We start from the raw sequence: 22,914 nt of genomic DNA on the forward strand, positions 1-22,914 counted from the left end.
ATTGTACTTTTGAGCGTTAGGAATCGAATTATGCAAAGTACTGTATTTGAAATCTTTCAAATATCATACCACGTTTACCCATAGCTTGTGCAGATGATAGTCATGAAAATGAGAATGAAAATCAATCGAATCTAAAAAAAGGCAGACCGGGACAATGCCCGATCAGCCTTTTCTGACGTTGCACATTTCTTGTATTCCATTGCTCTATTTAATACCCTTCCGATTATCCTTTTACTCCGCCTGCCGTCATCCCTTCAATAAAGTAACGCTGGAAGAACAGGAACACGACGAGAATCGGTAAAATAGCCAAAACGGATCCCGCGATCAGCACATCATAATTGTTGCCATATGGCGTCAGCAGACTGGACAGTCCAATTGGCAGTGTCAGCATGTCGTTGGTACGCAATACAATCATCGGCCAGAGGAAGTTATTCCAACTGTTCATCGCCTGCAAAATAGCCATTGCTGCAAATGCAGGCGCCATCAGAGGCATCATAATCCGCACGAAAATGCCATATTCTGAACAGCCGTCAACCCGCGCAGCATCCATGAAGTCCTTGGGAACACCACTCAAATATTGACGGAAGAAAAAGATCGGGATCGGCGCGACGACGAAGGGTAGAATTACGCCCCATACTGTATTAATCAGCTTCATGCCAATCATTAGCTTGTAGAGCGGCAGCATGATAATTTCTACCGGGATCATCATCACGACCAGCACCAGTGTGAAAATCACATTTTTCAATCTAAAACGGTACATCTCCAGACCGTAGCCTACCATCGCGGACAATATCAGACATAACACCGTAAACAAGACGGTAATAACAATACTGTTCCAGTACCATTGAAAATAATCCGTCGTCCCCTGAAAGATGAACGCATAGTTTTTCAAGGACATGATGCCCCACTCCAGCTTAAGATTCAAGCCGTAGCGCAGCAGCTCCGTCGATGGCTTGAACGAGGCAAGCGTCACGGCAAATAGCGGAAACAGGGCAAACCCGGCAAACAGAATGAACAGGACAACGAGCAATGCGGATAACGAGCCTTTTTGTTTCTGAGCCATCGCTTAATCCTCCTTCCGGAACATGCCGAAAAATTTGAGCTGGATCAGGTTCAGCACGAGTGTAAATACAAGCAATACAATGCCTACCGCAGCTCCAAAGCCCATACTGTTCTGCTCCAGACCTTGGCGATAGAGATAGCCAACAATCGTTAAACCAATATCGTTCGGGGAGTTATTTCCGTTCCACAGCATGTAGCTCTCCGTGAACATGGATAACCCCGCATAAATGCTAATCGTAAATACGTAGATCGTCACTGGTTTCAGCATAGGAATCGTAATCCGCCAAAATGAATCGAAACGACTGGCTCCATCAATCTGCGCAGCCTCATACAACTCGGGAGGAATGTTCTGGAGTCCCGACATGTAATACAGCATGTTCACGCCTAACCATCTCCACAAGGCCAGCACGATCAACGCTAAAAAGCCGGTGTTCGCGTTCATTAGCCATTTGTAAGGCTCCAGACCGAATACCCCCAACAGGGAGTTCATCAGCGAACCATCCAATTCCCCGAACATGAGGCGGAAGATCGTTCCTGCTACCACCACTGAGGTTAGTGCAGGGATAAACATCACGGAGCGAAACAACCCTCTGCCCGGCATTTTAGGCGAATTCAGCAATACCGCCAATACCAGCGGCAGAGGAATCAGCACGACCAGGGTAAGGAGCGTGTACAGGACGCTATTCAATATCGCCTTTCCAAACGTAGGATTGATTAAGTCCTTATAATTTTCCAGTCCAACATAAGTTGTTATCCCTGGCAGGACTTCCTGAAAGCTCATAATGACCGTCGATATGACCGGATAGGCAAAAAATAGCGCAAAGGACAGTAAAAATGGAAGGACAAACACATACGGTGCCGTACGGCTGGAATGAATAAAGCGACTCCATCGGCTTCTGGTCGGACGCTGAGGTTGTGGCGGCTGACCTGTCGGTACATTAGCGTTCGTATGAACGGGCGTTGCCATGAATCTCACTCCCTTTCCTGTTGGGGTCTATCTCAGTTCATCTGCCAGCTCATGTAGCACCGTGGCTGGATCTTCGCCATTCTGTAGTGTCCGATAAAGTATTTTATTGCGCACAGCACTGGCGATATCAGGCGTTTTCGGTCCAATATGCACCGCATTGATTTCATCTTTGACTTCGATGAGCGTGTCAAAAATATTCGTTCCGAAATACTCCGTAAATTTATTCTTGGCTTTAGCTTCCGGCAACGTCCACACTTCACTACGGATGGGATCAAAACCTAGCTGCTTCCAGATCTCCACATTCCCTTGCTTGGATAGCTTGGCAAAGGCCAGAAAGCGCATCGCCAGATCCTGGTGCTGCGATTGGTTCGTGACTACTGTTCCGGTTCCACCCATACCCGCTGAGCGAAAACCACCTTTTTCCCACGCTGGCATGGGTCTGATGATAATTTTACCTTTTAGGTCAGGCATGTAATCCGTAAAACGTCCCATATACCACATCGGCATCCATACCGAAGCGGCCCCACCTTTGTTCATAAATCCGTAGTATTCCTCCATGTGATGCCCGCCGCCCGGTGCGGGAATAGCGATTTTGTCTTTTATCATCTGTTGAAGAAACTCGAGTGTTTTAATATTGGTTTCGTTATCCAACGTCAACTCTCCCTTGTCATCCAGAAAATCTGAATTTTGCTGGGAGATCATCGGCCAATAGCTCCATAGGTCATTCGTTTCTAAGGTCGCCATGGGCTTGCCTGTTTTCGCCAGTACTTGCTTGCCTGCAGCAGCATAGTCTGCCCAGGTGACGATGGAATCCGGGTTTACCCCCGCCTGGTCCATAATCTCTTTATTGTAGTACATCACTTCGGCCCCAACGTGGAAGTCAATGCCGTAATATTTACCGTCTTTGCCGTAAATCTGTACTCTGGAAGGCACAATGTTATTGATCTCGGGGTCAATCACCGGATTGAGCGGGACCAGCTGCGGTATGCCTTTGAGGAAATTACCGATCTTGTTCACCTCGATATCCGCGATATCCGGCGCTCCCACCCCCGATTGCAGCGCAATCGACAGCTTACTGTGATGGTTATCATAAGGAAATGTATTCGCTTTCAAATTAATCAATTCATCAGGGTGCTGTTGGTTCCATTGGTCAGCCATTTGCAGAAAAAACTTCTCATGCAGTTCATTGAACGTCCATAATACAAGTTCTGTTCCCGGCCCATCCTTTTCATCGGTCTTGAAAGAACAGCCTTGCAGCAGTCCAGCCATCAAAACCACCGCCATAAGCATCAAAGCCATGCGTTTTCTTCGCAGCAGCATATCCTTCCCCCTTCGCATGATGAAATCCTAATTCGTAAATGATTGCGCTTTCTTTTATTATTTAACATCAACACAAATTAGTTTACAACAACATTATTTATAAAATATTTATTTTCAACGCAGATTAGCGTCTCCTTTGCATTATAGGGGGAAAATGAATTGAATGAGGCTATGATGATTTTTGCATAAAAAAGAGGCCCCACTCGAATTGAAACTCGAAGTTGGGCCTCGCTATTTTAACTACTCTTGGGAATGGGCTGCTTCGTCCTTCACTTCTTCCCGAAATGATCTAATACTTTCTTTACGACGATTATTTTTTTCTTCGATCTGCTTACGCTCCTCGTTGCTGATTTCAGAGGAAAATTCGTTTAGATATCCTTCAGCTTCATGCAGGTTCTGCTGTGTGTTCTGAATACTTTGTTGCAAATGTTCAACATTATCGGCTCGATTATCTGGTTTTGCCATTCGTTTGTCGCCTCCTAATTATGGGGTCGCTCAGTAGAGCGCTAATCCGTAGCTTGATCGCTATCGGATCATTTTATGCACTAAAATGCTCCCCAAACCACTTTCCTGCGGCTTCGGCTTCAGTCCGAGTCAATTGATGACCATTGCGTTCCCAATATGCTTCCACCTGCGCTCCGGCCCCTTCCAATAATGCTTGCAGCTCCTGAGATTCCGAAATTGGAACAATGGGGTCATTCTCACCGGAAGACAAAAATACAGGGATACCATTCAAAGCGGGCAAATCCAGCCCACGCAACGGCACCATTGCATGGTGTAAAATAGCTCCACGTAACGCTTTTGCATCGTGAAAGAGCATGCTGGCGGCTATGTTTGCACCATTGGAGTAGCCAAGAGCCACCACGTTATTACGATCAAAATCGTATTGCTCTGCAGCTGTGTCCACAAATTCGCTCAGTTCTTTGGTGCGAAATACGAGATCCTCAATGTCGAACACTCCTTCTGCCAAACGGCGAAAGAAACGCGGCATCCCATTTTCCAGCACATTTCCTCTCACGCCTAATACAGAAGCTCCCGGTGCTACCATCTCAGCCAAAGGTATCAGGTCTTGTTCGTTCCCGCCTGTACCATGCAACAGCAAAATAACCGGGGCTTGCGGATGATTTCCTTTACGAAATACGTGTTTCATTTATATTTCCTCCTCATTTTTTCTTTAAATTAAGATTCTTATTTTTAGTATAAATTAATTATAGCCAACTTCGCTGCCTTTTACAAACCTAATTAGTCTGATCTACATCTTTTTTCTAAAATGATGCCTTGTTCCATTGACATGTAGTATAGCTCTATTTTACTATGGTGTTAGATATTTAGAATATTATCTAAATATCTAAAGGAGGAAATGTATTTTGAACGATGCCTTCAAAGCTTTGGCTGATCCGACCCGGCGTACAATCTTACAGCTTTTAAAGGAGAAAAGTATGAGCGCAGGTGAAGTGGCTGAACATTTTCAAATTAGTAAGCCCAGCATCTCCCACCATCTCAATATCCTGAAGCAGGCTGGGCTGGTGCTGGATGAACGACAGGGGCAAAACATTATCTACACCCTGCATACAACGGTTGTGGCGGATGTCATCGGTTGGATGTTCAGCATCGCCCACTCCGATACCCCTGCCCAGAAAAATGTGAATCATATCAAGGATACGGAGGGATCTGAATGAAATTTCGAATACATTGGAGCTTTACAGATGTTTTGACGACTTTGATTGCCTTATCACCTGCTATAGGAGCTATATTGATGTACGACCGACTTCCCAATGTTCTAGCCTCGCATTTTGGCTTTGACAATACAGCAGACGGGTATATGAGCAAAAGTGGTTCTATTATCATGCTCGTGCTGTTGGGTCTAGTACCGCTGGTCATTCGATTGGCACGCTACATGGACCCCAACAGAGCTAATTATGAGAAATTTTCAAAAGCCTATGAAGTTACGCGTGCAGGTATTTCTTTGGTTCTGGCTGTAGCTGGATGGGGGATGCTGCTGTATAACCTGAACATACGACTGCAAATGAATACTATAATTTTGGGGGTAATAGGCCTGCTGCTGCTGGTGATGGGTAATTATATGACTCAGGTGCAGCCGAACTATACCTTCGGTATCCGCACTCCGTGGACTCTGTCTAACCCCGAGGTATGGCGTAAAACGCACCGTTTCGGTGGACCTATGATGATGCTCGGTGGTGCTTCGGGTTTGGTGGCGGCATGGGTCGATGGAGTGGCGGGAACGGTCATTTTTCTATCCATGCTGATCATATCCGTCATCTCTCCCATACTCTATTCTCTCTTGTTGTATCGTAAGCTAAACCAGTAAGCAGACAAAGCCAAACCTGAACCTAAAAAAGGAACCTCCCCAATCCACGTAAACGTAGAATTAGGAGGTTCTTTGTACATTTAATCTTAATATTAGAACAGCAGCTTATCGGGATGCGTGCCTACACGCTCATCAAGATGAAGACCATTGATTCGTTCAATATCCTCAGCCGTCAATTCAAAGTCGAATAAATCAGCATTTTCGCGAATACGATGCGCGGTTACAGATTTGGGAATCGTCACAATCCCCCGATCCAGATGCCAACGCAAAATAACCTGCGAAGAGGTTTTACCGTATTTGGCAGCAATCTCAACGATGTCCGCTTGCTCGGTTAATTTCCCCTTCATCAGTGGACTCCACGATTCAAGCTGAATCTGGTGCTCCCGGCAGTATTGATGCAGCTCTTGTTGAGTCAGACGAGGGTGAAGCTCCACTTGGTTGATGACAGGAACCATGTTGCTGTCTTTGAGGAGGTCTTCGAGATGGTGAACTTGGAAGTTACTAACTCCGATAGCGCGTACGCTTCCTTCTTCATACAGTCGTTCGAATGCCTTCCAGGTTTCCTTGTACTTATCCTTGCCAGGCCAATGAATGAGATACAGATCAATGATATCCAGACCCAGCCGCTTACGGCTTTCCTCAAAGGCACGCAGTGTTGAATCGTAGCCTTGATCCTGATTCCATAGCTTGGTGGTTACAAACAGGTTTTCTCTAGCCGCTCCACTATCACGAATGGCTTGTCCAACCAGTTCCTCGTTGCCGTAGATCGCCGCTGTATCAATGTGACGGTAACCGACCTCAATAGCTGTTTTGACCGCTTCGTAGACCTCATTGCCTTCCGCCTTGTAAGTACCGAAACCAAGCCAAGGCATCTGAACTCCGTTATTCAGTACAGTTGTATCCGCAATGTTCCCCATGTCTATTCCTCCTGTTCCTGATTATGAATTATCCAACGGGATGATTACAGTTTAGTTGCATCCTGAAAAGCATTCACTTGAAGCGGAGCAGCCAACAATTCTTTAGCCGCGGCAACAAATGCCTGGAAATGGGCAGAATTATTATGGAAATCTACAGCAGCAGCATCTTTCCACTCTTCAACCATCGTAAATGCGTTGGGATCATTCAGATCCTGCATTAACGTGTAACGTACATTGCCTTCTTCAGCTTGGGATGCGCTGATCAGCCCTTGGGTTTGTTGCAGAAAAGTCTCTCTTTTTTCAGGTAAAACTTTCATATCGGCATGAATAATAATCATATTATGTTCCTCCTCGTATTATGTAACTATTTCTATTATAGACCATTCTTTCGACAGAATAAAAGTGCGGGCGTTTCTGTAATACAGTAAAATGGATCGTATGGGGGAGAAGATCAGCTGATCCGTTCCTCCTATATTTTGTTTAACGGCGGTGAAGGCATGTGCGTTTTCAGACAAAGCTAATGGTATTTATATCTCTTTTAGTACTGGTAGTTACCGGGCTGTTGGGATTATCCTTTCGATATATGATCACCTCCGCTCTATATGATGAAATCGGAGAAAGGGCGCTCACCGTCGCCAATACCCTCGCCGTAGATGCGCAGGTCAGAGACGCTCTGGAGCAGACTGAGACGACGCAATTGCGTTCGCGTATCAACGAGGTCATAAAGCCTGTCCAAGCCAGCAGCGGTGCTGATTTTATTACTATTGCTGATCGTCATCTCATCCGGCAGTGGCATGTAAACCCGGAGCGCATCGGCACGCCTATGATAGACCCCATGAATGATAAGGTACTGCAAGGGCAGTCCTTTATCACTGAATCGACGGGTTCTCTCGGACCGTCAATACGCGCCAAAACAGCCGTTTATGATACGCAAGGTAAGGCCATCGGGCTCGTCTCTGTAGGTTTTTTAATGACAGATGTGCAGCAAAATATTCGTACATACACATATGCATGGCTCTGGTTTATGGTGGGCGCGCTGATGATCGGCATATTGGGAAGCCTGGTTATAGCGCAACGGGTTCGACGCGCACTGCATGGACTGGAGCCAGTGGAGATCGGACGGTTGTACCAGGAAAAGCAAGCCATTATTGAGTCCATCGGCGAAGGAATTATCGCGGTTAATAGTAACGGACAAATCACACTTGCCAATCCACAGGCAGCTCGCTTGATCGGACTCCCCGCGGAAACCTCTATCTACGGATGCGACCTTCGTCACTTGACAGGTGTTCCAGATGTACTGGTTGATATGCTTGTTGCCGATTACACAGTAGAGCATTCAACGATGGGGCCAGATCAGGGACAGGACATATGGAATAAGGAAATTGAGGTCCAGCAGCGAATTGTAGTCGTCAGCCGTGTGCCGATCCAGGATCGTTCCGGTCGCATCATGGGCACAGTTGCCAGTCTGCGTGACAAGACCGAACTGCTCCACATGACACAACAGTTGACAGAGGTCAAAGATTACGCGGAAGTACTTCGATCACAAACACACGAATACGCCAATCGGCTGTATCTCATATCCGGCCTGATTCAGTTGGAGTGTTATGACGAAGCGGTGGACTTTATCACCCAGGAATCAGAGGAATATCGTGTACACAGGCCGATTGGCACAGCTCTCCTAACCGATTCAATCATCGCCAGCCTACTGATCGGTAAGAAGAAACAGGCGCTGGAAAAAGGGGTTTTACTCCATTTTGATATTAAAGGAGCATTCTCAACCCAGTCTCCTACGTTGGAGTGGTCCTTTCTCGCTTCCATAGCCGGAAACCTGCTGGACAATGCCATGGAAGCTGTTGCGATGTCCTCCATCTCTGACGGACAGGTCTGGTTCCGGCTTGAAGAAACGACTGAAGCCATCATCGTCGAAGTTGCGGATAACGGATCGGGAATTTCGGACGATATCCAAGAAAAGCTGTTTGTCAGGGGAGCTTCGACCAAAGCAGATGCAGGACATGGATATGGCCTTGCTCTCGTGCTGGAGTACACTGAACGAATGGGCGGCTCTATTGAAGTGCATGAACGGCCTGGTGGTGGAAGTATTTTTGAGGTATACATTCCTTTACATAGGACAGATATGAGTAATGATGCAAAAGGAGGTTATGCCCATGAATGAGCGGGTTTTATCGGACATTGAGGTTCTTATTATTGAAGACGATCCGCGAATTGCGGAGATTAACCGCCGATTTATTGAAAAGGTGGATGGGTTCACCGTATGTGCAATCGCAACGAACGAATTTGAGGCAAAACTTCAACTGGACGTGCTCCGTCCTCCTCTAGTCGTGCTGGATGTTTATTTTCCTGATACGGATGGTCTAACCCTGCTATCGTTCATCAAGCAACACTATCCGGGTACAGATGTTATTATGCTGACTGCCGCCAAAGAAGCTGAAACAGTGGTACAAGCCGTTCGAGCAGGCGTGTTTGATTTTATCGTAAAGCCGCTTATATTCGAGAGATTGCGTGCGACCTTGGAGGAATATGCCCGATTTCGGCGACAAATCACAACATGGCAAGAGGAACAATCCACAGTCGAACAATCTGAAATTGACAGTTTGCTTCAAAGCGCGGGCACCGGTCGGATGGCGGGGAACGGAGTCGGAGAATTATGGGCCAAAGGCATCGATAAAGTAACTTGCGACAAAGTGCTAGATCTCCTGAATCGACGGGGTGAGGTGACTACAGGTACAGTGGGAATTGAGCTGGGTATGAGCCGTTCTACAGCCAGAAGGTATCTGGAGTATTTAGTGGAAAGTGGCGACGCGCACCACGATCAGGTGTACGGAACCGTCGGCAGACCGGAGCGTATCTATCGGCGACAGCGGAGGGATGCATAAACCACCCAACTCTGATGTCCTGTTACTTCCCCCTCTTCCTATTCATAATTTTATTGAATTTAATTCACTTAATCGATCAAAACGGTTTAAATGACCACATTATTTACGTCCTCCTTCCCGATTGCTAGAATGATCAACAGTTAGTTGATTGATAATGATTATCAGTTTCTCTGATAATCATACTGGAACGGGGGATAACGTATGGCAACACCGAAACAACCACTGCGCACAGGCATGCTGCTTGCAGCGATCCTGGCACTACTGACGGTCATTATGGCGGGATGTGGACGCCAGTCACAAGATAACAGCGCAGTAGCACCTCAAGCAACAGGCGACACTCGAATGATTAAACATGAGATGGGAGAAACCAAGGTTACAGGTACACCCAAAAGAATCGTAACCCTGGAATTCTCTTTTGTCGATGCCACAACCCAACTGGGCGTTACTCCTGTCGGCATAGCTCAGGAAAATGACGATGATATTGATGGGCTGCTCGGTAAGAAAATCAACTTCACACCAGTAGGCACGCGCAAACAGCCAAACCTGGAAACGATTAGCTCCCTGAAGCCGGATTTGATTATTGCCGATCTGAATCGTCATAAAAGCATATACAAAGAACTAAGCGAGATTGCTCCGACCATTGTTCTAAAGAGCCGCAATTCCTCCTATGAACAAAACCTGGCATCCTTCGGTGTCATCGCCGATGCGTTGGGTGAGAAGGAAAAAGGCGAGCAAATTCTCGCTGCGCATAAAGCTACCATGGAAAAGTTAAAAGAAGGCATCAAAGCTGGCGAGTCACGTAGCGTATTGCTAGGGGTATTCCGCTCTGATTCACTATCGGCTCACGGTGCTTCATCCTTTGATGGACAATTGCTGGAGCAAGCAGGTATTCACAATGCCCTTCAAAATACAAGCGAGCCTACCGTCAAGCTGACGCTGGAACAGATTGCACAAGCGGATCCTGATGTGATCTTTTTGGTGGAAGCCGATGAGAAGCTGATTGCGGAATGGAAGCAAAACCCGCTTTGGCAAAACATTACGGCCGTCAAAAAAGGGGAAGTTTACGAAGTGAACCGGGCACTATGGACCCGGTACCGTGGACTCGGCTCAGCCGAGAAAATACTGGAGCAAGCCATTTCGCTTCTGTATCCCGCGCAAAGTAAAGGAGACGGCTCCCGTTGATCGGACAAGTCTCACGCGACCGGCTGAATAAGCCGGTCTTCTTTGCACTTATCGCTGCGTTGCTGGCTGGATTGCTGCTCAGCGTGGCGATTGGCCCAGTCAGGATGGACATCCCCACCATGCTGACTGCGCTGTTCACCGAGCATCCGTCCAAGGATCAGCTCATTGTCTTGACGGTACGCCTACCGCGTGCCGTTATTGGCCTAATCGTCGGGGCGGGGCTCGCCGTGGCCGGAGCCCTGATGCAGGCCATCACACGCAACCCGCTGGCCTCGCCGCAGGTATTCGGGGTCAGCTCAGGCGCTTCGCTGGCTGTCGTGCTGTCCGTCGTGCTGCTGCCGAATATCGGATCGTCCGGCAGCATTTATTTTGCTTTTGCCGGGGCCATCGCAGGCGGCTCCTTCGTATATGCGCTGGCCGGAACGGCGGGCATGACGCCGGTTAAGCTGGCCCTTGCCGGGATGGCCGTGCATCTGTTGCTGGCCTCCATCACCCAGGGACTGCTCGTGTTCAACGAGCAAATATCCGATGTGCTGTATTGGCTCGCCGGAGCCATCGATGGTTCCACTTGGGCCGACACGCGTCTGGTGCTGCCATGGTTCGCCGTGGGTATGATCCTTGCGCTGGCGCTGGCCCCCTCGCTATCTGTGCTGAGCCTCGGGACGGAAGTCGCACAGGGATTGGGACAAAACGTACGTCTTGTCCGTCTACTGGCCTCGGCCTCAGTAATTATGCTGGCAGGCTCTGCCATAGCGGTAGCCGGGTCCATCGGCTTTGTGGGCCTGATGGTGCCGAATATCATCAAGATGTTTACAGGCGACAATTACAAACGGGTCATTCCCCTGTCTGCAATCTGCGGAGCTCTGCTGCTGACATATGCAGACGTGCTTGGACGATTTATTGCATTTCCTTATGAGTCGCCCGTTGGTATTGTAACGGCGCTGGTGGGTGCGCCCTTCTTTTTATATCTGGCGCATAAGAACGGGAGGACTTCACGATGAAAAAACTGTGGATTTTACTCGCACTAATGCTGGGTGTTGCTTTTATAGCTATAGGCGTGGGCAGCACCTACATTACGCCCTCTGAGCTGATCACAGCTCTAACTGACCAGAATGCCTCTTCCTGGTTCATCGTTCACCACTATCGGCTGCCACGTGGTCTGCTGGCCATCATGGCCGGAGCTGGGCTGGCAGTAGCCGGTGTTCTGCTACAAGGCATGATCCGCAACCCGCTAGCCTCGCCAGATGTGGTAGGTGTATCCAAGGGGGCCGGCTTTGCGGCGGTTCTCGTCATCGTACTGCTACCCTCATCCCCAGTGGCGCTGTTGCCTGTAGCGGCCTTTGTCGGTGCCGGACTAGCTGCACTGTTGCTCGTACAGCTTTCGATGAAGGGAGGCATGCGTCCCAATATGCTAGCCTTGACCGGACTGGCGGTGGGCGCTATTTTTCAGGCTGCGACCGATTATATACTGGTCAAGTATCCACTCGAAGCCAGCGACACGCTCACTTGGCTAGCTGGAAGTCTGTGGGGAAAAGGCTGGGACGAAGTGTATGGGCTACTGCCGTGGTTAATCGTGTTGCTGCCTCTCGCCTATACCCTACAGCGTAAGCTCGACATTATGAGCCTAGATGAAGAAAGCTCTGCTGGGCTGGGACTTAGCGTGAAACGCGTGCGTACAGGACTGCTAGCCGTGTCAGTCGCCTTGGCTGCCTCCTGTGTTGCTGCCATCGGCTCCATCGGCTTTATCGGACTGCTGGCTCCGCATCTGGCACGGCGGTTATTTGGGAATCGCCACCGCTATCTATTGCCCGGCTCGGCGATGATCGGCGCCCTGATTCTCGTCCTTGCTGACGCGCTGGGACGAGGTCTGAAGCCGCCGCTCGAAATTCCCGCTGGCATCGTGACAGCCGTCATTGGCGCGCCATATTTTCTGTATCTATTGCTGCGGGAACGCAAACAAAAAGGCAGCGGATAGGATTAGGATAAGAAGTTGCGCAGCGATGCTAAACGCAGTACTATACTTTAGCGTTTAGCATCGCTACCTGTACACCGATACGCCGATTAACTTCTTCTCTAAACGATTCATCATGCAGTAACCTCTTTTTAAAAACATTTATCATTTCAGGAAAGCTGGCATTTGTGCTAGGGTCCAAATCGTTAAAAAAGACAGCTAGCTCTGTCGAATGCCCTTCCTTATCTGTCGCATACATTGCCAGTGTCAAAACGTAAGCCGTGGAGCCTCCTTTTTGCCCAGTATGTTTCAGGAATTGCTGGTTTTCAGGAAGAACCATAAATGGTTCCTCCATGACCTCGGACAATAACTTTTGCTCAGCTTTTGTGAACCCTTGACGGCGGTTCAGCTTACTCATTAAAGAGGCATAATCGGCTGTCGTTGAAGCTATAAAACGATCCGTATTAATACGGTCATAATCCTGATCATACCAGGTCTCAATATCTGCGTTTTTCTTGTAAGAACCACTCACATCACGGCGCAGCTTGTTATGAATCACGCGGGCATATCGGCGAAACTCCGTGTCCGACATCGCCTGAATGGCTTCTTTGGCAGAAATATTATTCTTTGTATTATTCCAATTCTCACCTTGTCTCTCCTTCATCCATTCGTAGGGAATCAAAATGGAGGATACAAACGGATAAATGGGATCATGATTTTGCAGCCCCATTTTGGCTCTCGTCCGATTGATCGCATCCACCCCCAGTTTGTCCATTAAATACTCCGCATTGGCGTTGGAACTAAATTGAATCATCCCCTTGGCGACGTCTCGTACAGATACAGTTTCATTCTGTATCCGCCCTTTAGCCTCCATATTCTGTAGCCACGCCGTATGAGCACCGCCATCCAAACCCGGCAAATAAAACCTTTCCAGCGAAATCAGCTTCACTCTGTCATCCGGGTTGATCTGATCCACCGCCGCTTGCTTGGCATATTCGATCGCAATGATTGTTTTGACGGTGCTCGCCAAAGGCATCATCCGGTTTTCCTCTTGGCCTGCCAGCTTTTTTTCATCTCTCAGAATCGTAATCGAAACTTTTTCTGCATTCTCCTCCACAAAATGAAGTAAACGCGTGGCAGCATCCTGTTCCTTTGTTTCACCCTCAACCTCGGCTGCAATCGCAGTTGTGGGCCGGACGGTATTCGGGGGATTAGCCACTTGATTCTGCATGAAAGATAGTAATCCTGTTGCCACTCCCATAACGATGAGCACTGTAGCCAAAATAGTTGCTACTATGATAAGGCGCTTTCGTTTCACTATAACCTCCCCCTGTATACACTTCATACACAGGTTTATTTTCCCATTTTTATATTTCAATTTCTATTTTAAACGAAAACACAGTACAAAAAGTTTCATTACGTGTCATATTTTCAAATAACATAAAAAAGAGAGCCTCCTGTACATAACACAGGCTGACTCTCTTTCATTACCCTTCGACACTTATGCTGGATAGGGTACTTCGGTTCCATTCAATATGAGGTGCATCCGAATTTCTGCTTTTAAGGAGTCGGATACTGCACAATATTTTTCCTTACCCATCTGAATCGCTTTCCATACGCGGTAATCTGGAATATCTCCATCTACATGGAATGTCAGATCAATCGCTGTAAAGCCTGTCGGCATTTCTTCCTTGCGCGTACCTTCTGCGTCAATATCAATACGAGTAATGTCCGACAAGAAACGATCCAAAATCATTGTGATATCGATCCCCATACATCCTGCCAGACCTGCCAACAGCAGTTCCATGGGAGTCATCCCTTTACCATCACCGCCATAAGCCGCCGTAGCATCCATCCCTACAGAATAACCGGATGGTCCCTCCGAAGTAAACGCGCGTTTGCCGTGCCAAGTTGTAGATACTTTCATGTTCAAAGGCCTTCTTTCCATCTTAATAATCTATGATTTATCCTCGATCTTACTTTAAAATTCGCTGATTTGTCGTAAAAATTTCTGTGTTCTCTCATGCTGGGGAGTGTCAAAAAACACCTGTGGCGCTGCCTCCTCCAAAATGATACCATCTGCCATAAATATAACCTTGTCTGCCACCTCGCGAGCAAATTTCATCTCATGAGTAACGACGACCATCGTCATTCCGTCTTGAGCCAACTCTCGCATAACACCCAGCACTTCCCCTACCAGCTCGGGATCAAGCGCCGATGTCGGCTCGTCGAACAGCATAATCGCCGGGTCCATCGCCAGCGCACGTGCAATGGCTACCCGCTGCTGCTGTCCACCGGACAGACGTGAAGGATGTACATCCTGCTTATCCGATAACCCCACCCGCTCCAACAACCGTTGTCCGATGGACATAGCCTTGTCGCGCGGCATTTTTTTTACTGTCAGCAGTCCTTCAATGACATTGCCGATTGCGGTTTTGTGCGGATACAGATTGAATTGCTGAAACACCATCCCCGTCTGTTTGCGAATATCACGAATGGCTGCTTGGCGGACACGAACGTGAGCCGTAGCATCTACCTCAATCCCATTCACCTCAAACTTGCCGGAAGACAGCTCTTCAAGACCGTTCAGGCAGCGCAGCAAGGTACTTTTACCTGAGCCGCTCGGGCCGAGTAATACGACGATTTCACGAGCGGCAACCTGAAAATCAATGCTTTTCAGAACCTCTACCTGTCCGAATCGTTTACCTAATCCGTTTGTTGTTATCATCATCTATCATCTCCACCTTAATAAGCTCGAGCCAGACGCTTTTCCACCCGCTCCAGTATAGCGGAGAATCCAATGCTCATAATCCAGTACATCAGGCCAATTTCGAGCAGAAACGGCATGTAGAGCAAATACTGTGCCTGTAAAAGCTGTGCCTGTCGCATCAATTCACTGACCCCGATAACCGACACCAGCGACGTTTCTTTAAGCATACCTACAAATGTATTCCCCATCGGTGCAATTGCAATGCGTACCGCCTGAGGAAGAATAATGCGCCACATCGTTTGACCGGGCGACATTCCCGTCGCATAAGCTGCCTCGGTCTGTCCCTGGGGTACGGCTAAAATAGCTCCACGGAACGTCTCCGATAAGTACGCTCCTGTGTTAATACTGAGTGCCAGACAAGCAGCCGTCAGCGATCCGAATGATATGCCATAATCATCCAGTCCATAATAAATGACCGCAATCTGCACCAAAACCGGCGTCCCCCGAATGATCGATACATACATGCGCGCCAGCCATCGAACGGGTCGATTCCCCTTCAACCGGGCCACAGCAACAACCAAACCAATGATTAGGCCAAAAAACATAGAGACAATCGTAATATAAAGCGTATAATAAGCACCCTTTAATAAAAAAGGGACGTTCTCCCACATTAATTCAAGCATCGGTTATATTCCCTTCTTTCAGACGAGTGGCCCCATGTCAGCATAAAAGCCAAGACTGGAGCCAGACGCCTCTAACAGGCTTACGTTATTCTTTTGGCTCCTCGCCAAACCATTTTTTGAAAATTGTTTTGTAAGTGCCGTCTTCCTTCATTTCCTTCAAAGCCTTGTTCAAGGCTTCTTTGAGCTCAGGAGTTTTCTGGTTAATGGCTACACCCGCTTGATCCGATTTAATCGGCTCGCCTACGGCTTTAATTTGGAACCCGTTTTTATCAATAATGGGCTTGAGAGCATACAGATTGTTAATGGTTGCGTCAATACGGCCAGAGTTTAAATCCTTTAAGGAAGTAATGACATCATCATACGTTTTAATCTCAAAATCGCCTACCTTCGGTAGTACTTCATTCCGCAGATAAGATTCATCATTCGTTCCCAAGCCGACACCAATGGTTTTGCCTTTAAAGTCCTCCAGCTTGGTAATATCATTTGTTTTGCTGTTTACGATAATGTTTACATTGTTTGTGATATAAGGTTCTGTGAAGTCAATGGCCTTCTTACGATCCTCTGTGATCGTCACCTGGCTAATCACTGCATCGAATTTTTTCTTTTGCAAACTTGGAACCAGTCCCGAGAATTCTTGTGCCGTGAACTCCGGTTTCACTCCAATCCGCTTCGCCAATTCTTTGGCGATATCCACATCAAATCCATCCAATTCCTTGTTGTCGTTCAAAAAATTGTACGGCGGATAGGTGCCCATCATGCCTACCTTAATTACACCAGCCTTCTTGATTGCTTCGAGCTGGTTACTCGCTGCCACATTACTGCTACCCGCTCCATTACTAGTATTAGAAGCTTCTGGCTTAGTACCGCAAGCGCTCAGCACAAGGCTGAACAATGCCAGAGCCATGAGTATAGTTACCAAGAACCCTTTTTTACGTGTTTTCATGTATCGTTCTCTCCTGTCTGGATGTAAATGATTGAGTTCTTCTATGTGATTTGGCTATATTATTTGTTGCCAACGCCCCATTCATGCGATGTTGCACATCTAGCTTTGACCTAATAGTCCATAAAACTCAAAATTAGCCGCCTCTGCTGCCAATCTTTTAGCAGTTATCTGCGTGATGTGGTCATGTGTTCCCTCTGAACCGAATAGCCAGCGTGTAATGACACCTTCGATCATACTCATGAGTAGTGCCGCCCTTAATTCGACATCCAATTCAGCAGGCAACATGTTCAGCTCGATCGCTCTTTCCATATTGCGCCGGAATGCCTGCTCCATCGCGGCCCTTGTCTCTCGGATACTCTGGCGCACCGGTTCATCGACACCGCTGCCGATCAGCAGCAAACCCATCAGATAGCGGTTCTCCAATGCAAAATCAAATAACCGAACAAACAGCGCCTCCGATGCCTTAACCATATCAGCCAGCGTTCCCGCATCACGGCGATATCCCTGTCCAATCGCTGACAGTAGTTGTTCACGACCGGTAGCGATAATCTCCAGCGCCAGTGCCTCTTTGCTTTTAAAATGCCAATAAAACGTGCCTTGGGCTACTCCCGCCTCTACCACGATATCTGAAATCTTCGTTTGATGGTAACCCTGCTCGGCGAACCGCTTCAATGCTATGTGAAGAAGCTGTGTTCTGCGGTCTGTTTCTTCTCCCGCGTGCTCGGCAGGTTGGTCATTTGAGACGGTCTCGGACTGCTTCGCCTTCCGTGGCTGCATGGGTTTCCTCCTCCCGATTGATCAGTCAGTCAGTTTTGTATTTTTAATCCTATAGGATAAGTATACTTTTGTCAAACGAAAAAAGAGAACCTCCACAGAGGTCCTCTTTATCCTATATATTACTGCTACAGCAATGCTTTTGCCGCAATATCCGTACGGTTTTGTTTACCTTCAAAGGTAATACGATCCGCCTGTTCGTAAGCTTTGTTCCGTGCCCCGGCAATATCACGTCCCAAGCCGACCACACCTAATACACGTCCGCCGTTCGTTACCCACTCACCCTGTTCGTTGATGCCTGTTCCAGCATGGAACACAATGGCTTCGTCTACCTGTTCCAATCCGTGGATAGGTACGCCTTTGGCGTAAGCTGCAGGATAACCTCCGGATGCCAGCACCACGCACACCGCCGCTTCATCCTTCCACTCAATCTCCACCTGATCCAGCGTACCATTTACAGCAGCAAGAAATATATCGAGCAGATCGGATTTTAAACGAGGCAGAACCACTTGAGTTTCCGGATCACCGAAACGTGCATTAAACTCAATGGTCTTTGGCTTGCCGTCCGGCGAAATCATCAATCCAGCAAATAATACACCTCGGAACGGACGCCCTTCAGCAACCATAGCCTTGGCCGTCGGCTTAATAATCGTCTCAATAGCTTCCTCAATAATGGAATTGGCTATGTGAGGCAACGGAGAATACGTACCCATGCCACCTGTATTCGGCCCTTTGTCACCATCAAAAATTGGCTTGTGGTCTTGCGCCGCAGCCATCGGACGAACCGTTTCACCGTCGACAAAGGAGAGAATCGACATTTCCTGACCAGCCAGAAACTCCTCGATCACGACTTGTGCCCCGGCTTCACCAAACACCTTGGCCACCATAATGTCAGAGAGAGCCTTTTCCGCTTCCTCCATCGAGTACGCGACCGTTACCCCTTTGCCTGCCGCCAGTCCGTCTGCCTTGATGACGACTGGGATCGGTTGCTCCTTCAAGTATGCATGTGCTTCCTCGTAAGTATAAAACTTGCGATAGGTTGCTGTCGGAATATGATATTTATGGAGCAAATCCTTCATGAAGATTTTGCTGCCTTCAATTTCAGCTGCATTTTTACGCGGTCCGAATACTGGAATGCCTTTCGCTTCAAAAGCATCCACAATGCCATCTGCCAGCGGATCATCGGGACCAACCACGACAAGTCCTACCTTTTTGGATTCCGCCAGCTCTGTCAGCGCGTCAAAGTCACTCACCGGAATCGGCACGCACTCCGCTAACTGTCCGATACCAGCATTGCCTGGTGCGCAATAGATTTGCCCGGCCTTGGGGCTTTTCTTCAGCGCCCACACAATTGCATGTTCGCGGCCGCCCCCTCCGATAACCAAAATATCCATTCAGGTGTTTCCTCCCGCTCCCATTAGATTGTTCAGGTGAAAATGCTGCTGCATCCTCAACTCATACAAGTTAGTGCTTGAAATGACGTACGCCTGTAAAGACCATGGCAATGCCGTATTCGTTAGCAACCTTGATGGACTCTTCGTCTTTGATGGAGCCGCCCGGCTGAATAACTGCTGTAATGCCTGCTTTAGCTGCCAACTCCAACGTATCGCCCATCGGGAAAAATGCATCGGATGCCAGTACGGCACCTTTTGCTTTGTCACCGGCCTGCTCGATAGCAATCTTGGCCGCACCGACACGGTTCATTTGTCCTGCGCCTACGCCAATGGTCATATTATCTGCCGCCAGTACGATGGCGTTGGATTTCACATGCTTAACAACTTTCCAGCTAAACAAAAGCTGTTTCAGTTCTTCCTCGGATGGTGCCCGCTCCGTTACAACTGTAAGTGCATCCGAGTCTACAGCGTGAATGTCATTTTGCTGAACTACCATGCCGCCTTCAATGGAAGTCACGACGAAACGGCTCTCTGCTTGTTCAGACCGGGAAAGCTCACCCAGATCAAGCAAACGAATATTTTTCTTTTTCGTTAAAATCTCCAATGCTTCTTTCGTAAATCCCGGTGCCAGTACAATTTCCAAAAAGATCTCACTCAGCTTATTCGCTGTATCACCATCAATAATCCGGTTAGCCGCTACGATGCCACCAAAAATCGAGGTTGGATCAGCTGCATACGCCTTGCTGTACGCTTCATAAATACTGCTGCCGATTCCCACACCGCAAGGATTCATATGCTTAACTGCTACTACTGTAGGTTCGCTGAATTCTTTAACGATTTGCAAAGCAGCATTAGCATCATTGATGTTATTGTAAGACAGCTCTTTGCCGTGAAGTTGTTTCGCTGTTGTCAGTGTACCCTTTGCCGCCAATGGCTCACGGTAAAATGCCGCCTGCTGATGCGGATTTTCGCCATAACGCAAATCCTGAATTTTTTCATAGGTTACGGTGTATCGCTCAGGCAACGGCTCGCCTGTCACATTCGACAAATAATCGGATATCAAAGCGTCGTATGACGCCGTATGACGGAAAACTTTTGCGGCCAAACGCTTACGGGTATTCAGTTCCGTATCGCCATCCTTACGGATTTCCTCCAACACTGTGCTATAGTCATCAGCATCGACTACCACACTGACAAAAGCATGATTTTTTGCCGCAGAACGCAGCATCGTTGGACCGCCGATGTCGATATTTTCAATCGCGTCCTCATAAGTTACACCGGGTTTGGCAATCGTTTCCGCAAAAGGATACAGATTCACAACGACCAGATCTATATAACCCAATCCAAGTTCTTTCATCTGACGCTGATGTTCTTCATTATCCCGAACAGCCAGCAAGCCGCTGTGTACCGCAGGGTGGAGTGTTTTAACACGTCCATCCATAATTTCAGGAAAACCCGTTACCTCGGAAATGCCGATGACGGGAATGCCCTCCTTCGACAACAAGCTGCTCGTTCCCCCTGTCGAAACGATCTCCACACCCAATTTGGACAACTCGCGGCAGAATTCCACGATCCCCCGCTTATCCGATACGCTGACGAGCGCTCTTTTAATACTCACCCTGTCTCCTCCTTTAGCTCTTTCAGAATTTTGCAAAATTCTCTTTTATCATTTTATTTCCCGAGAAATATCGGAAAATGCCTGTACAGCATCCTTGATATGACAATGATATGACAAATTACAATCATTCTTAGAGAAGTGAAATCACTTTGCGACCATTTAATTGGATTTTACCTTGGGCCAATTTGCCAACTACCTCTGGATATAGCTGACGTTCCACGGATTGAATGGCTGCGGATAAGGATTCCGCTGTATCATGGTCGTCAACTTCCACGACACGCTGGGCAATAATGGCCCCCGTATCCATGCCCCCGTCCACAAAATGAACGGTGACGCCACTTACCTTGACCCCATAGGTCAATGCCTGTCCAACAGCATCTTTCCCTGGAAATGCCGGAAGTAGTGACGGATGAATATTAATGATTTTTCCTGCGTAGGCATCAACCATGACGCTGGATAGCAAACGCATATAGCCAGCTAACACGATGAGATCAATTGATTTCTGATCCAGTAAAGTCACCAGTTCACGCTCATAGTCTTCTCGAGAAGGATATTCCTTGGGTCGAAAAGTATGGCACGCAATTCCAGCTTTCTGTGCTCTAGCTACGGCAGGAGCCGCAGGCTTGTCACAGATGAGCAATTCTACCGAGGCGCCGCCCAGTTCTTCTCGTGCAGCCGCATCCACCAATGACTGAAAATTCGTCCCCTCGCCTGATGCAAAAACAGCAATCCGGTACTCGTTCATTACACCTCGGCTCCCGTAAAGGTCACGATAGAACTGCCTTCCGTTACTTTTCCGATTACATATGCAGCTTCGCCCTGTTCCTTCAGAACTTCCAGTGCAGTCTGTGCATGCTCTTCGCCTACAACGATTACCATTCCAATTCCCATATTAAAGGTTGTGAACATGTCTTTGTTGGAGATTGCGCCTTTTTCCTGCATGAGCTGGAAGATTGGCAAAATCGGCCAAGTGCCGTATTCTATATCCACATTGACGTGATCCGGTAACACTCTAGGGATATTTTCAATAAAACCGCCACCTGTGATATGCGCCATGCCTTTTACTTTTACCTTGTCCAGCAATGCCAAAACGGATTTCACGTAAATTTTCGTCGGCTCCAGCAGTACATCGCCCAGTTTGCCGTTCAAGCCTTCGATTTCATCATGCAAATCATACCCCTGCTGTTCCAATAACAGCTTGCGAACCAGTGAGAAGCCATTGCTGTGTACTCCGCTGGAGGCCAGTCCGATCACTGTATCTCCGGAAGCAATGGAGCTACCGTTGATGATTTTGCTTTTATCTACAATCCCTACCGTGAATCCGGCAATATCATATTCACCCTCGCTGTACATCCCTGGCATTTCTGCGGTTTCACCGCCGACCAGCGCACAGCCCGATTGATGGCAACCCTCTGCGATTCCAGCGACTATAGCTTCAATTTTCTCGGGTACAACCTTGTCACAAGCGAGGTAATCCAGAAAAAAGAGTGGCTCCGCGCCCCCGACGATAATGTCGTTTACACACATCGCAACCGCGTCAATACCAATGGTGTCATGACGATCCATTGCGAAAGCAAGCTTCAGCTTCGTGCCGACACCATCGGTACCGGAAACGAGTACAGGCTCATCGTACTTATCCTTATTCAGGCCGAACAACGCACCGAATCCGCCCAAGTCCGTCAGCACTTCGGGACGGAAGGTACGTTTAACGTGCTTTTTCATCCGTTCTACTGCTTCATTACCGGCAGCGATATCTACCCCTGCGTTTTTGTATGCTTCGGACATTCATGAACACTCCTTCAAATGATTGACCCTCCTAAGTCCTCCCTAACAGGGAGGATTCCATGGGGCTGCTCCCCCTGGACCCCTCAAGAGTCGGTCAGATGTGTAAGGTTGGGTGCTGCTTGGTGGTTGGTTCGTGCTGTGAGTCGCGTGTTGTCCTTTGTATTCGTGGGCTATACCCGCGAATACAAAGGACACGCTTTAGTGCAAGGCCGCCTATGCAGTGGCGGCGGGGCACGTCCCGGGCTGTTTGCTTCGCAAAGGCGGGGACGTGCCGGTCAAATAAGTGAGCAGCGCCAACGGGCGGCTTACTTATTTGACCATTGAGGCAGGCAGCTTCGCCTTGCCTGCTGTTGAGCTTTGCTTCGCTGGCTCAACCTTATAAGAG

The 22,914-nt window shown here is 48.1% G+C and carries 25 protein-coding genes; 8 read left to right on the top strand and 17 right to left on the bottom strand.

The window, feature by feature from the left end; all coding sequences use genetic code 11:
* Positions 1–223 precede the first annotated feature (223 nt).
* From MKX30_RS20840 to MKX30_RS20860, 5 genes are all read right to left on the bottom strand, one after another.
* Positions 224–1,063, bottom strand: coding sequence for a carbohydrate ABC transporter permease (locus tag MKX30_RS20840; protein WP_023987072.1), 840 nt, complete (start codon positions 1,061–1,063; stop codon positions 224–226).
* A gap of 3 nt (positions 1,064–1,066) precedes the next feature.
* Positions 1,067–2,029: a carbohydrate ABC transporter permease gene (locus tag MKX30_RS20845; protein WP_023987071.1), complete on the bottom strand. Its 963-nt coding sequence runs from the start codon at positions 2,027–2,029 to the stop codon at positions 1,067–1,069.
* A gap of 27 nt (positions 2,030–2,056) precedes the next feature.
* Positions 2,057–3,349 carry an ABC transporter substrate-binding protein gene (locus tag MKX30_RS20850; protein WP_071559281.1) on the bottom strand — a complete coding sequence of 431 codons (1,293 nt, stop codon included), beginning with the start codon at positions 3,347–3,349 and terminating at the stop codon, positions 2,057–2,059.
* Positions 3,350–3,589: 240 nt separating this feature from the next.
* The gene (tlp, locus tag MKX30_RS20855) at positions 3,590–3,814 is read right to left on the bottom strand and encodes a small acid-soluble spore protein Tlp (protein WP_013308822.1); all 225 of its coding nucleotides are present in this window, start codon (positions 3,812–3,814) and stop codon (positions 3,590–3,592) included.
* A gap of 73 nt (positions 3,815–3,887) precedes the next feature.
* Positions 3,888–4,499 (bottom strand): alpha/beta hydrolase, encoded by a 612-nt coding sequence (locus MKX30_RS20860; RefSeq protein WP_068938544.1) that lies wholly within the window; start codon positions 4,497–4,499, stop codon positions 3,888–3,890.
* A gap of 217 nt (positions 4,500–4,716) precedes the next feature.
* On the opposite strand from MKX30_RS20860, the gene MKX30_RS20865 reads away from it, so the two are divergent.
* Positions 4,717–5,028 carry an autorepressor SdpR family transcription factor gene (locus tag MKX30_RS20865; protein WP_013308820.1) on the top strand — a complete coding sequence of 104 codons (312 nt, stop codon included), beginning with the start codon at positions 4,717–4,719 and terminating at the stop codon, positions 5,026–5,028.
* Positions 5,025–5,678 carry an SdpI family protein gene (locus MKX30_RS20870; protein ID WP_076265192.1) on the top strand — a complete coding sequence of 218 codons (654 nt, stop codon included), beginning with the start codon at positions 5,025–5,027 and terminating at the stop codon, positions 5,676–5,678. The genes MKX30_RS20865 and MKX30_RS20870 overlap by 4 nt, the downstream gene beginning before the upstream one ends.
* A gap of 92 nt (positions 5,679–5,770) precedes the next feature.
* Here the strand turns inward: MKX30_RS20870 and MKX30_RS20875 are convergent, their stop codons facing one another.
* Together MKX30_RS20875 and MKX30_RS20880 are read right to left on the bottom strand one after the other, a co-directional pair.
* Positions 5,771–6,595, bottom strand: coding sequence for an aldo/keto reductase (locus MKX30_RS20875; protein WP_023987067.1), 825 nt, complete (start codon positions 6,593–6,595; stop codon positions 5,771–5,773).
* A 44-nt stretch (positions 6,596–6,639) separates the two neighbouring features.
* Positions 6,640–6,933, bottom strand: a complete 294-nt coding sequence (locus tag MKX30_RS20880) for a putative quinol monooxygenase (RefSeq protein WP_013308817.1) — start codon at positions 6,931–6,933, stop codon at positions 6,640–6,642.
* A 161-nt stretch (positions 6,934–7,094) separates the two neighbouring features.
* Between MKX30_RS20880 and MKX30_RS20885 the strand changes: the two genes are divergently transcribed.
* The 5 genes from MKX30_RS20885 to MKX30_RS20905 all read left to right on the top strand — a co-directional run bounded on the left by MKX30_RS20885 (position 7,095) and on the right by MKX30_RS20905 (position 12,646).
* A complete protein-coding gene (locus MKX30_RS20885; RefSeq protein ID WP_023987066.1) occupies positions 7,095–8,768 on the top strand; it encodes an ATP-binding protein in 1,674 nt (557 codons plus the stop codon).
* Entirely contained in the window at positions 8,761–9,489 is a 729-nt protein-coding gene (locus MKX30_RS20890; protein ID WP_023987065.1) for a response regulator, read from the top strand. Before MKX30_RS20885 ends, MKX30_RS20890 begins: the two co-directional genes overlap by 8 nt.
* A 201-nt stretch (positions 9,490–9,690) precedes the next feature.
* Complete coding sequence (locus MKX30_RS20895) at positions 9,691–10,671, top strand: ABC transporter substrate-binding protein (RefSeq protein ID WP_341063416.1); 981 nt, start codon at positions 9,691–9,693, stop codon at positions 10,669–10,671.
* The gene (locus tag MKX30_RS20900; RefSeq protein WP_023987063.1) at positions 10,668–11,672 is read left to right on the top strand and encodes a FecCD family ABC transporter permease; all 1,005 of its coding nucleotides are present in this window, start codon (positions 10,668–10,670) and stop codon (positions 11,670–11,672) included. Before MKX30_RS20895 ends, MKX30_RS20900 begins: the two co-directional genes overlap by 4 nt.
* The gene (locus MKX30_RS20905; RefSeq protein WP_071559285.1) at positions 11,669–12,646 is read left to right on the top strand and encodes a FecCD family ABC transporter permease; all 978 of its coding nucleotides are present in this window, start codon (positions 11,669–11,671) and stop codon (positions 12,644–12,646) included. The genes MKX30_RS20900 and MKX30_RS20905 overlap by 4 nt, the downstream gene beginning before the upstream one ends.
* 40 nt (positions 12,647–12,686) lie before the next feature.
* Here MKX30_RS20905 and MKX30_RS20910 read toward each other — a convergent pair whose 3' ends face one another.
* The 10 genes from MKX30_RS20910 to purM form a co-directional block, all read right to left on the bottom strand.
* A complete protein-coding gene (locus MKX30_RS20910) occupies positions 12,687–13,940 on the bottom strand; it encodes a serine hydrolase (protein ID WP_341063418.1) in 1,254 nt (417 codons plus the stop codon).
* A 183-nt stretch (positions 13,941–14,123) separates the two neighbouring features.
* Positions 14,124–14,549: an OsmC family protein gene (locus MKX30_RS20915; RefSeq protein ID WP_023987060.1), complete on the bottom strand. Its 426-nt coding sequence runs from the start codon at positions 14,547–14,549 to the stop codon at positions 14,124–14,126.
* A 54-nt stretch (positions 14,550–14,603) separates the two neighbouring features.
* On the bottom strand, positions 14,604–15,353 hold the full coding sequence (locus MKX30_RS20920) for an amino acid ABC transporter ATP-binding protein (protein ID WP_316243319.1): 750 nt from the start codon (positions 15,351–15,353) through the stop codon (positions 14,604–14,606).
* A 14-nt stretch (positions 15,354–15,367) separates the two neighbouring features.
* Positions 15,368–16,015 carry an amino acid ABC transporter permease gene (locus tag MKX30_RS20925; RefSeq protein WP_013308808.1) on the bottom strand — a complete coding sequence of 216 codons (648 nt, stop codon included), beginning with the start codon at positions 16,013–16,015 and terminating at the stop codon, positions 15,368–15,370.
* Positions 16,016–16,100: 85 nt separating this feature from the next.
* Positions 16,101–16,958, bottom strand: a complete 858-nt coding sequence (locus MKX30_RS20930) for a substrate-binding periplasmic protein (protein WP_341063419.1) — start codon at positions 16,956–16,958, stop codon at positions 16,101–16,103.
* A 99-nt stretch (positions 16,959–17,057) separates the two neighbouring features.
* Positions 17,058–17,735: a TetR/AcrR family transcriptional regulator gene (locus MKX30_RS20935; protein WP_160789185.1), complete on the bottom strand. Its 678-nt coding sequence runs from the start codon at positions 17,733–17,735 to the stop codon at positions 17,058–17,060.
* Between the two features lie 125 nt (positions 17,736–17,860).
* On the bottom strand, positions 17,861–19,126 hold the full coding sequence (gene purD / locus MKX30_RS20940; protein ID WP_023987055.1) for a phosphoribosylamine--glycine ligase: 1,266 nt from the start codon (positions 19,124–19,126) through the stop codon (positions 17,861–17,863).
* Between the two features lie 70 nt (positions 19,127–19,196).
* Entirely contained in the window at positions 19,197–20,744 is a 1,548-nt protein-coding gene (gene purH / locus MKX30_RS20945; protein ID WP_076265187.1) for a bifunctional phosphoribosylaminoimidazolecarboxamide formyltransferase/IMP cyclohydrolase, read from the bottom strand.
* Between the two features lie 130 nt (positions 20,745–20,874).
* Positions 20,875–21,489 (bottom strand): phosphoribosylglycinamide formyltransferase, encoded by a 615-nt coding sequence (gene purN / locus MKX30_RS20950; RefSeq protein WP_076265186.1) that lies wholly within the window; start codon positions 21,487–21,489, stop codon positions 20,875–20,877.
* Positions 21,489–22,529, bottom strand: coding sequence for a phosphoribosylformylglycinamidine cyclo-ligase (gene purM, locus MKX30_RS20955; RefSeq protein ID WP_053324651.1), 1,041 nt, complete (start codon positions 22,527–22,529; stop codon positions 21,489–21,491). The genes purN and purM overlap by 1 nt, the downstream gene beginning before the upstream one ends.
* Positions 22,530–22,667: 138 nt before the next feature.
* On the opposite strand from purM, the gene MKX30_RS20960 reads away from it, so the two are divergent.
* The gene (locus tag MKX30_RS20960; protein WP_143757184.1) at positions 22,668–22,853 is read left to right on the top strand and encodes a hypothetical protein; all 186 of its coding nucleotides are present in this window, start codon (positions 22,668–22,670) and stop codon (positions 22,851–22,853) included.
* The last annotated feature ends 61 nt before the right edge of the window (positions 22,854–22,914 follow it).

Origin of the sequence: Paenibacillus sp. FSL P2-0173 (assembly GCF_038008045.1) — a bacterium.
GTDB lineage: Bacteria > Bacillota > Bacilli > Paenibacillales > Paenibacillaceae > Paenibacillus > Paenibacillus polymyxa_B.

What these genes read in the sequence shown, in the direction of transcription:
- MKX30_RS20915 (WP_023987060.1), bottom strand. Translation starts at nt 14,549, where the DNA reads ATGAAAGTATCTACAACTTGGCACGGCAAACGCGCGTTTACTTCGGAG.
- MKX30_RS20930 (WP_341063419.1), bottom strand. Translation starts at nt 16,958, where the DNA reads ATGAAAACACGTAAAAAAGGGTTCTTGGTAACTATACTCATGGCTCTG.
- MKX30_RS20870 (WP_076265192.1), top strand. Translation starts at nt 5,025, where the DNA reads ATGAAATTTCGAATACATTGGAGCTTTACAGATGTTTTGACGACTTTG.
- purM (WP_053324651.1), bottom strand. Translation starts at nt 22,529, where the DNA reads ATGTCCGAAGCATACAAAAACGCAGGGGTAGATATCGCTGCCGGTAAT.
- MKX30_RS20845 (WP_023987071.1), bottom strand. Translation starts at nt 2,029, where the DNA reads ATGGCAACGCCCGTTCATACGAACGCTAATGTACCGACAGGTCAGCCG.
- MKX30_RS20840 (WP_023987072.1), bottom strand. Translation starts at nt 1,063, where the DNA reads ATGGCTCAGAAACAAAAAGGCTCGTTATCCGCATTGCTCGTTGTCCTG.
- MKX30_RS20925 (WP_013308808.1), bottom strand. Translation starts at nt 16,015, where the DNA reads ATGCTTGAATTAATGTGGGAGAACGTCCCTTTTTTATTAAAGGGTGCT.
- MKX30_RS20935 (WP_160789185.1), bottom strand. Translation starts at nt 17,735, where the DNA reads ATGCAGCCACGGAAGGCGAAGCAGTCCGAGACCGTCTCAAATGACCAA.
- MKX30_RS20875 (WP_023987067.1), bottom strand. Translation starts at nt 6,595, where the DNA reads ATGGGGAACATTGCGGATACAACTGTACTGAATAACGGAGTTCAGATG.
- MKX30_RS20850 (WP_071559281.1), bottom strand. Translation starts at nt 3,349, where the DNA reads ATGCTGCTGCGAAGAAAACGCATGGCTTTGATGCTTATGGCGGTGGTT.
- MKX30_RS20895 (WP_341063416.1), top strand. Translation starts at nt 9,691, where the DNA reads ATGGCAACACCGAAACAACCACTGCGCACAGGCATGCTGCTTGCAGCG.
- tlp (WP_013308822.1), bottom strand. Translation starts at nt 3,814, where the DNA reads ATGGCAAAACCAGATAATCGAGCCGATAATGTTGAACATTTGCAACAA.
- MKX30_RS20860 (WP_068938544.1), bottom strand. Translation starts at nt 4,499, where the DNA reads ATGAAACACGTATTTCGTAAAGGAAATCATCCGCAAGCCCCGGTTATT.
- MKX30_RS20920 (WP_316243319.1), bottom strand. Translation starts at nt 15,353, where the DNA reads ATGATGATAACAACAAACGGATTAGGTAAACGATTCGGACAGGTAGAG.
- MKX30_RS20880 (WP_013308817.1), bottom strand. Translation starts at nt 6,933, where the DNA reads ATGATTATTATTCATGCCGATATGAAAGTTTTACCTGAAAAAAGAGAG.
- purN (WP_076265186.1), bottom strand. Translation starts at nt 21,489, where the DNA reads ATGAACGAGTACCGGATTGCTGTTTTTGCATCAGGCGAGGGGACGAAT.
- MKX30_RS20890 (WP_023987065.1), top strand. Translation starts at nt 8,761, where the DNA reads ATGAATGAGCGGGTTTTATCGGACATTGAGGTTCTTATTATTGAAGAC.
- purD (WP_023987055.1), bottom strand. Translation starts at nt 19,126, where the DNA reads ATGGATATTTTGGTTATCGGAGGGGGCGGCCGCGAACATGCAATTGTG.
- MKX30_RS20905 (WP_071559285.1), top strand. Translation starts at nt 11,669, where the DNA reads ATGAAAAAACTGTGGATTTTACTCGCACTAATGCTGGGTGTTGCTTTT.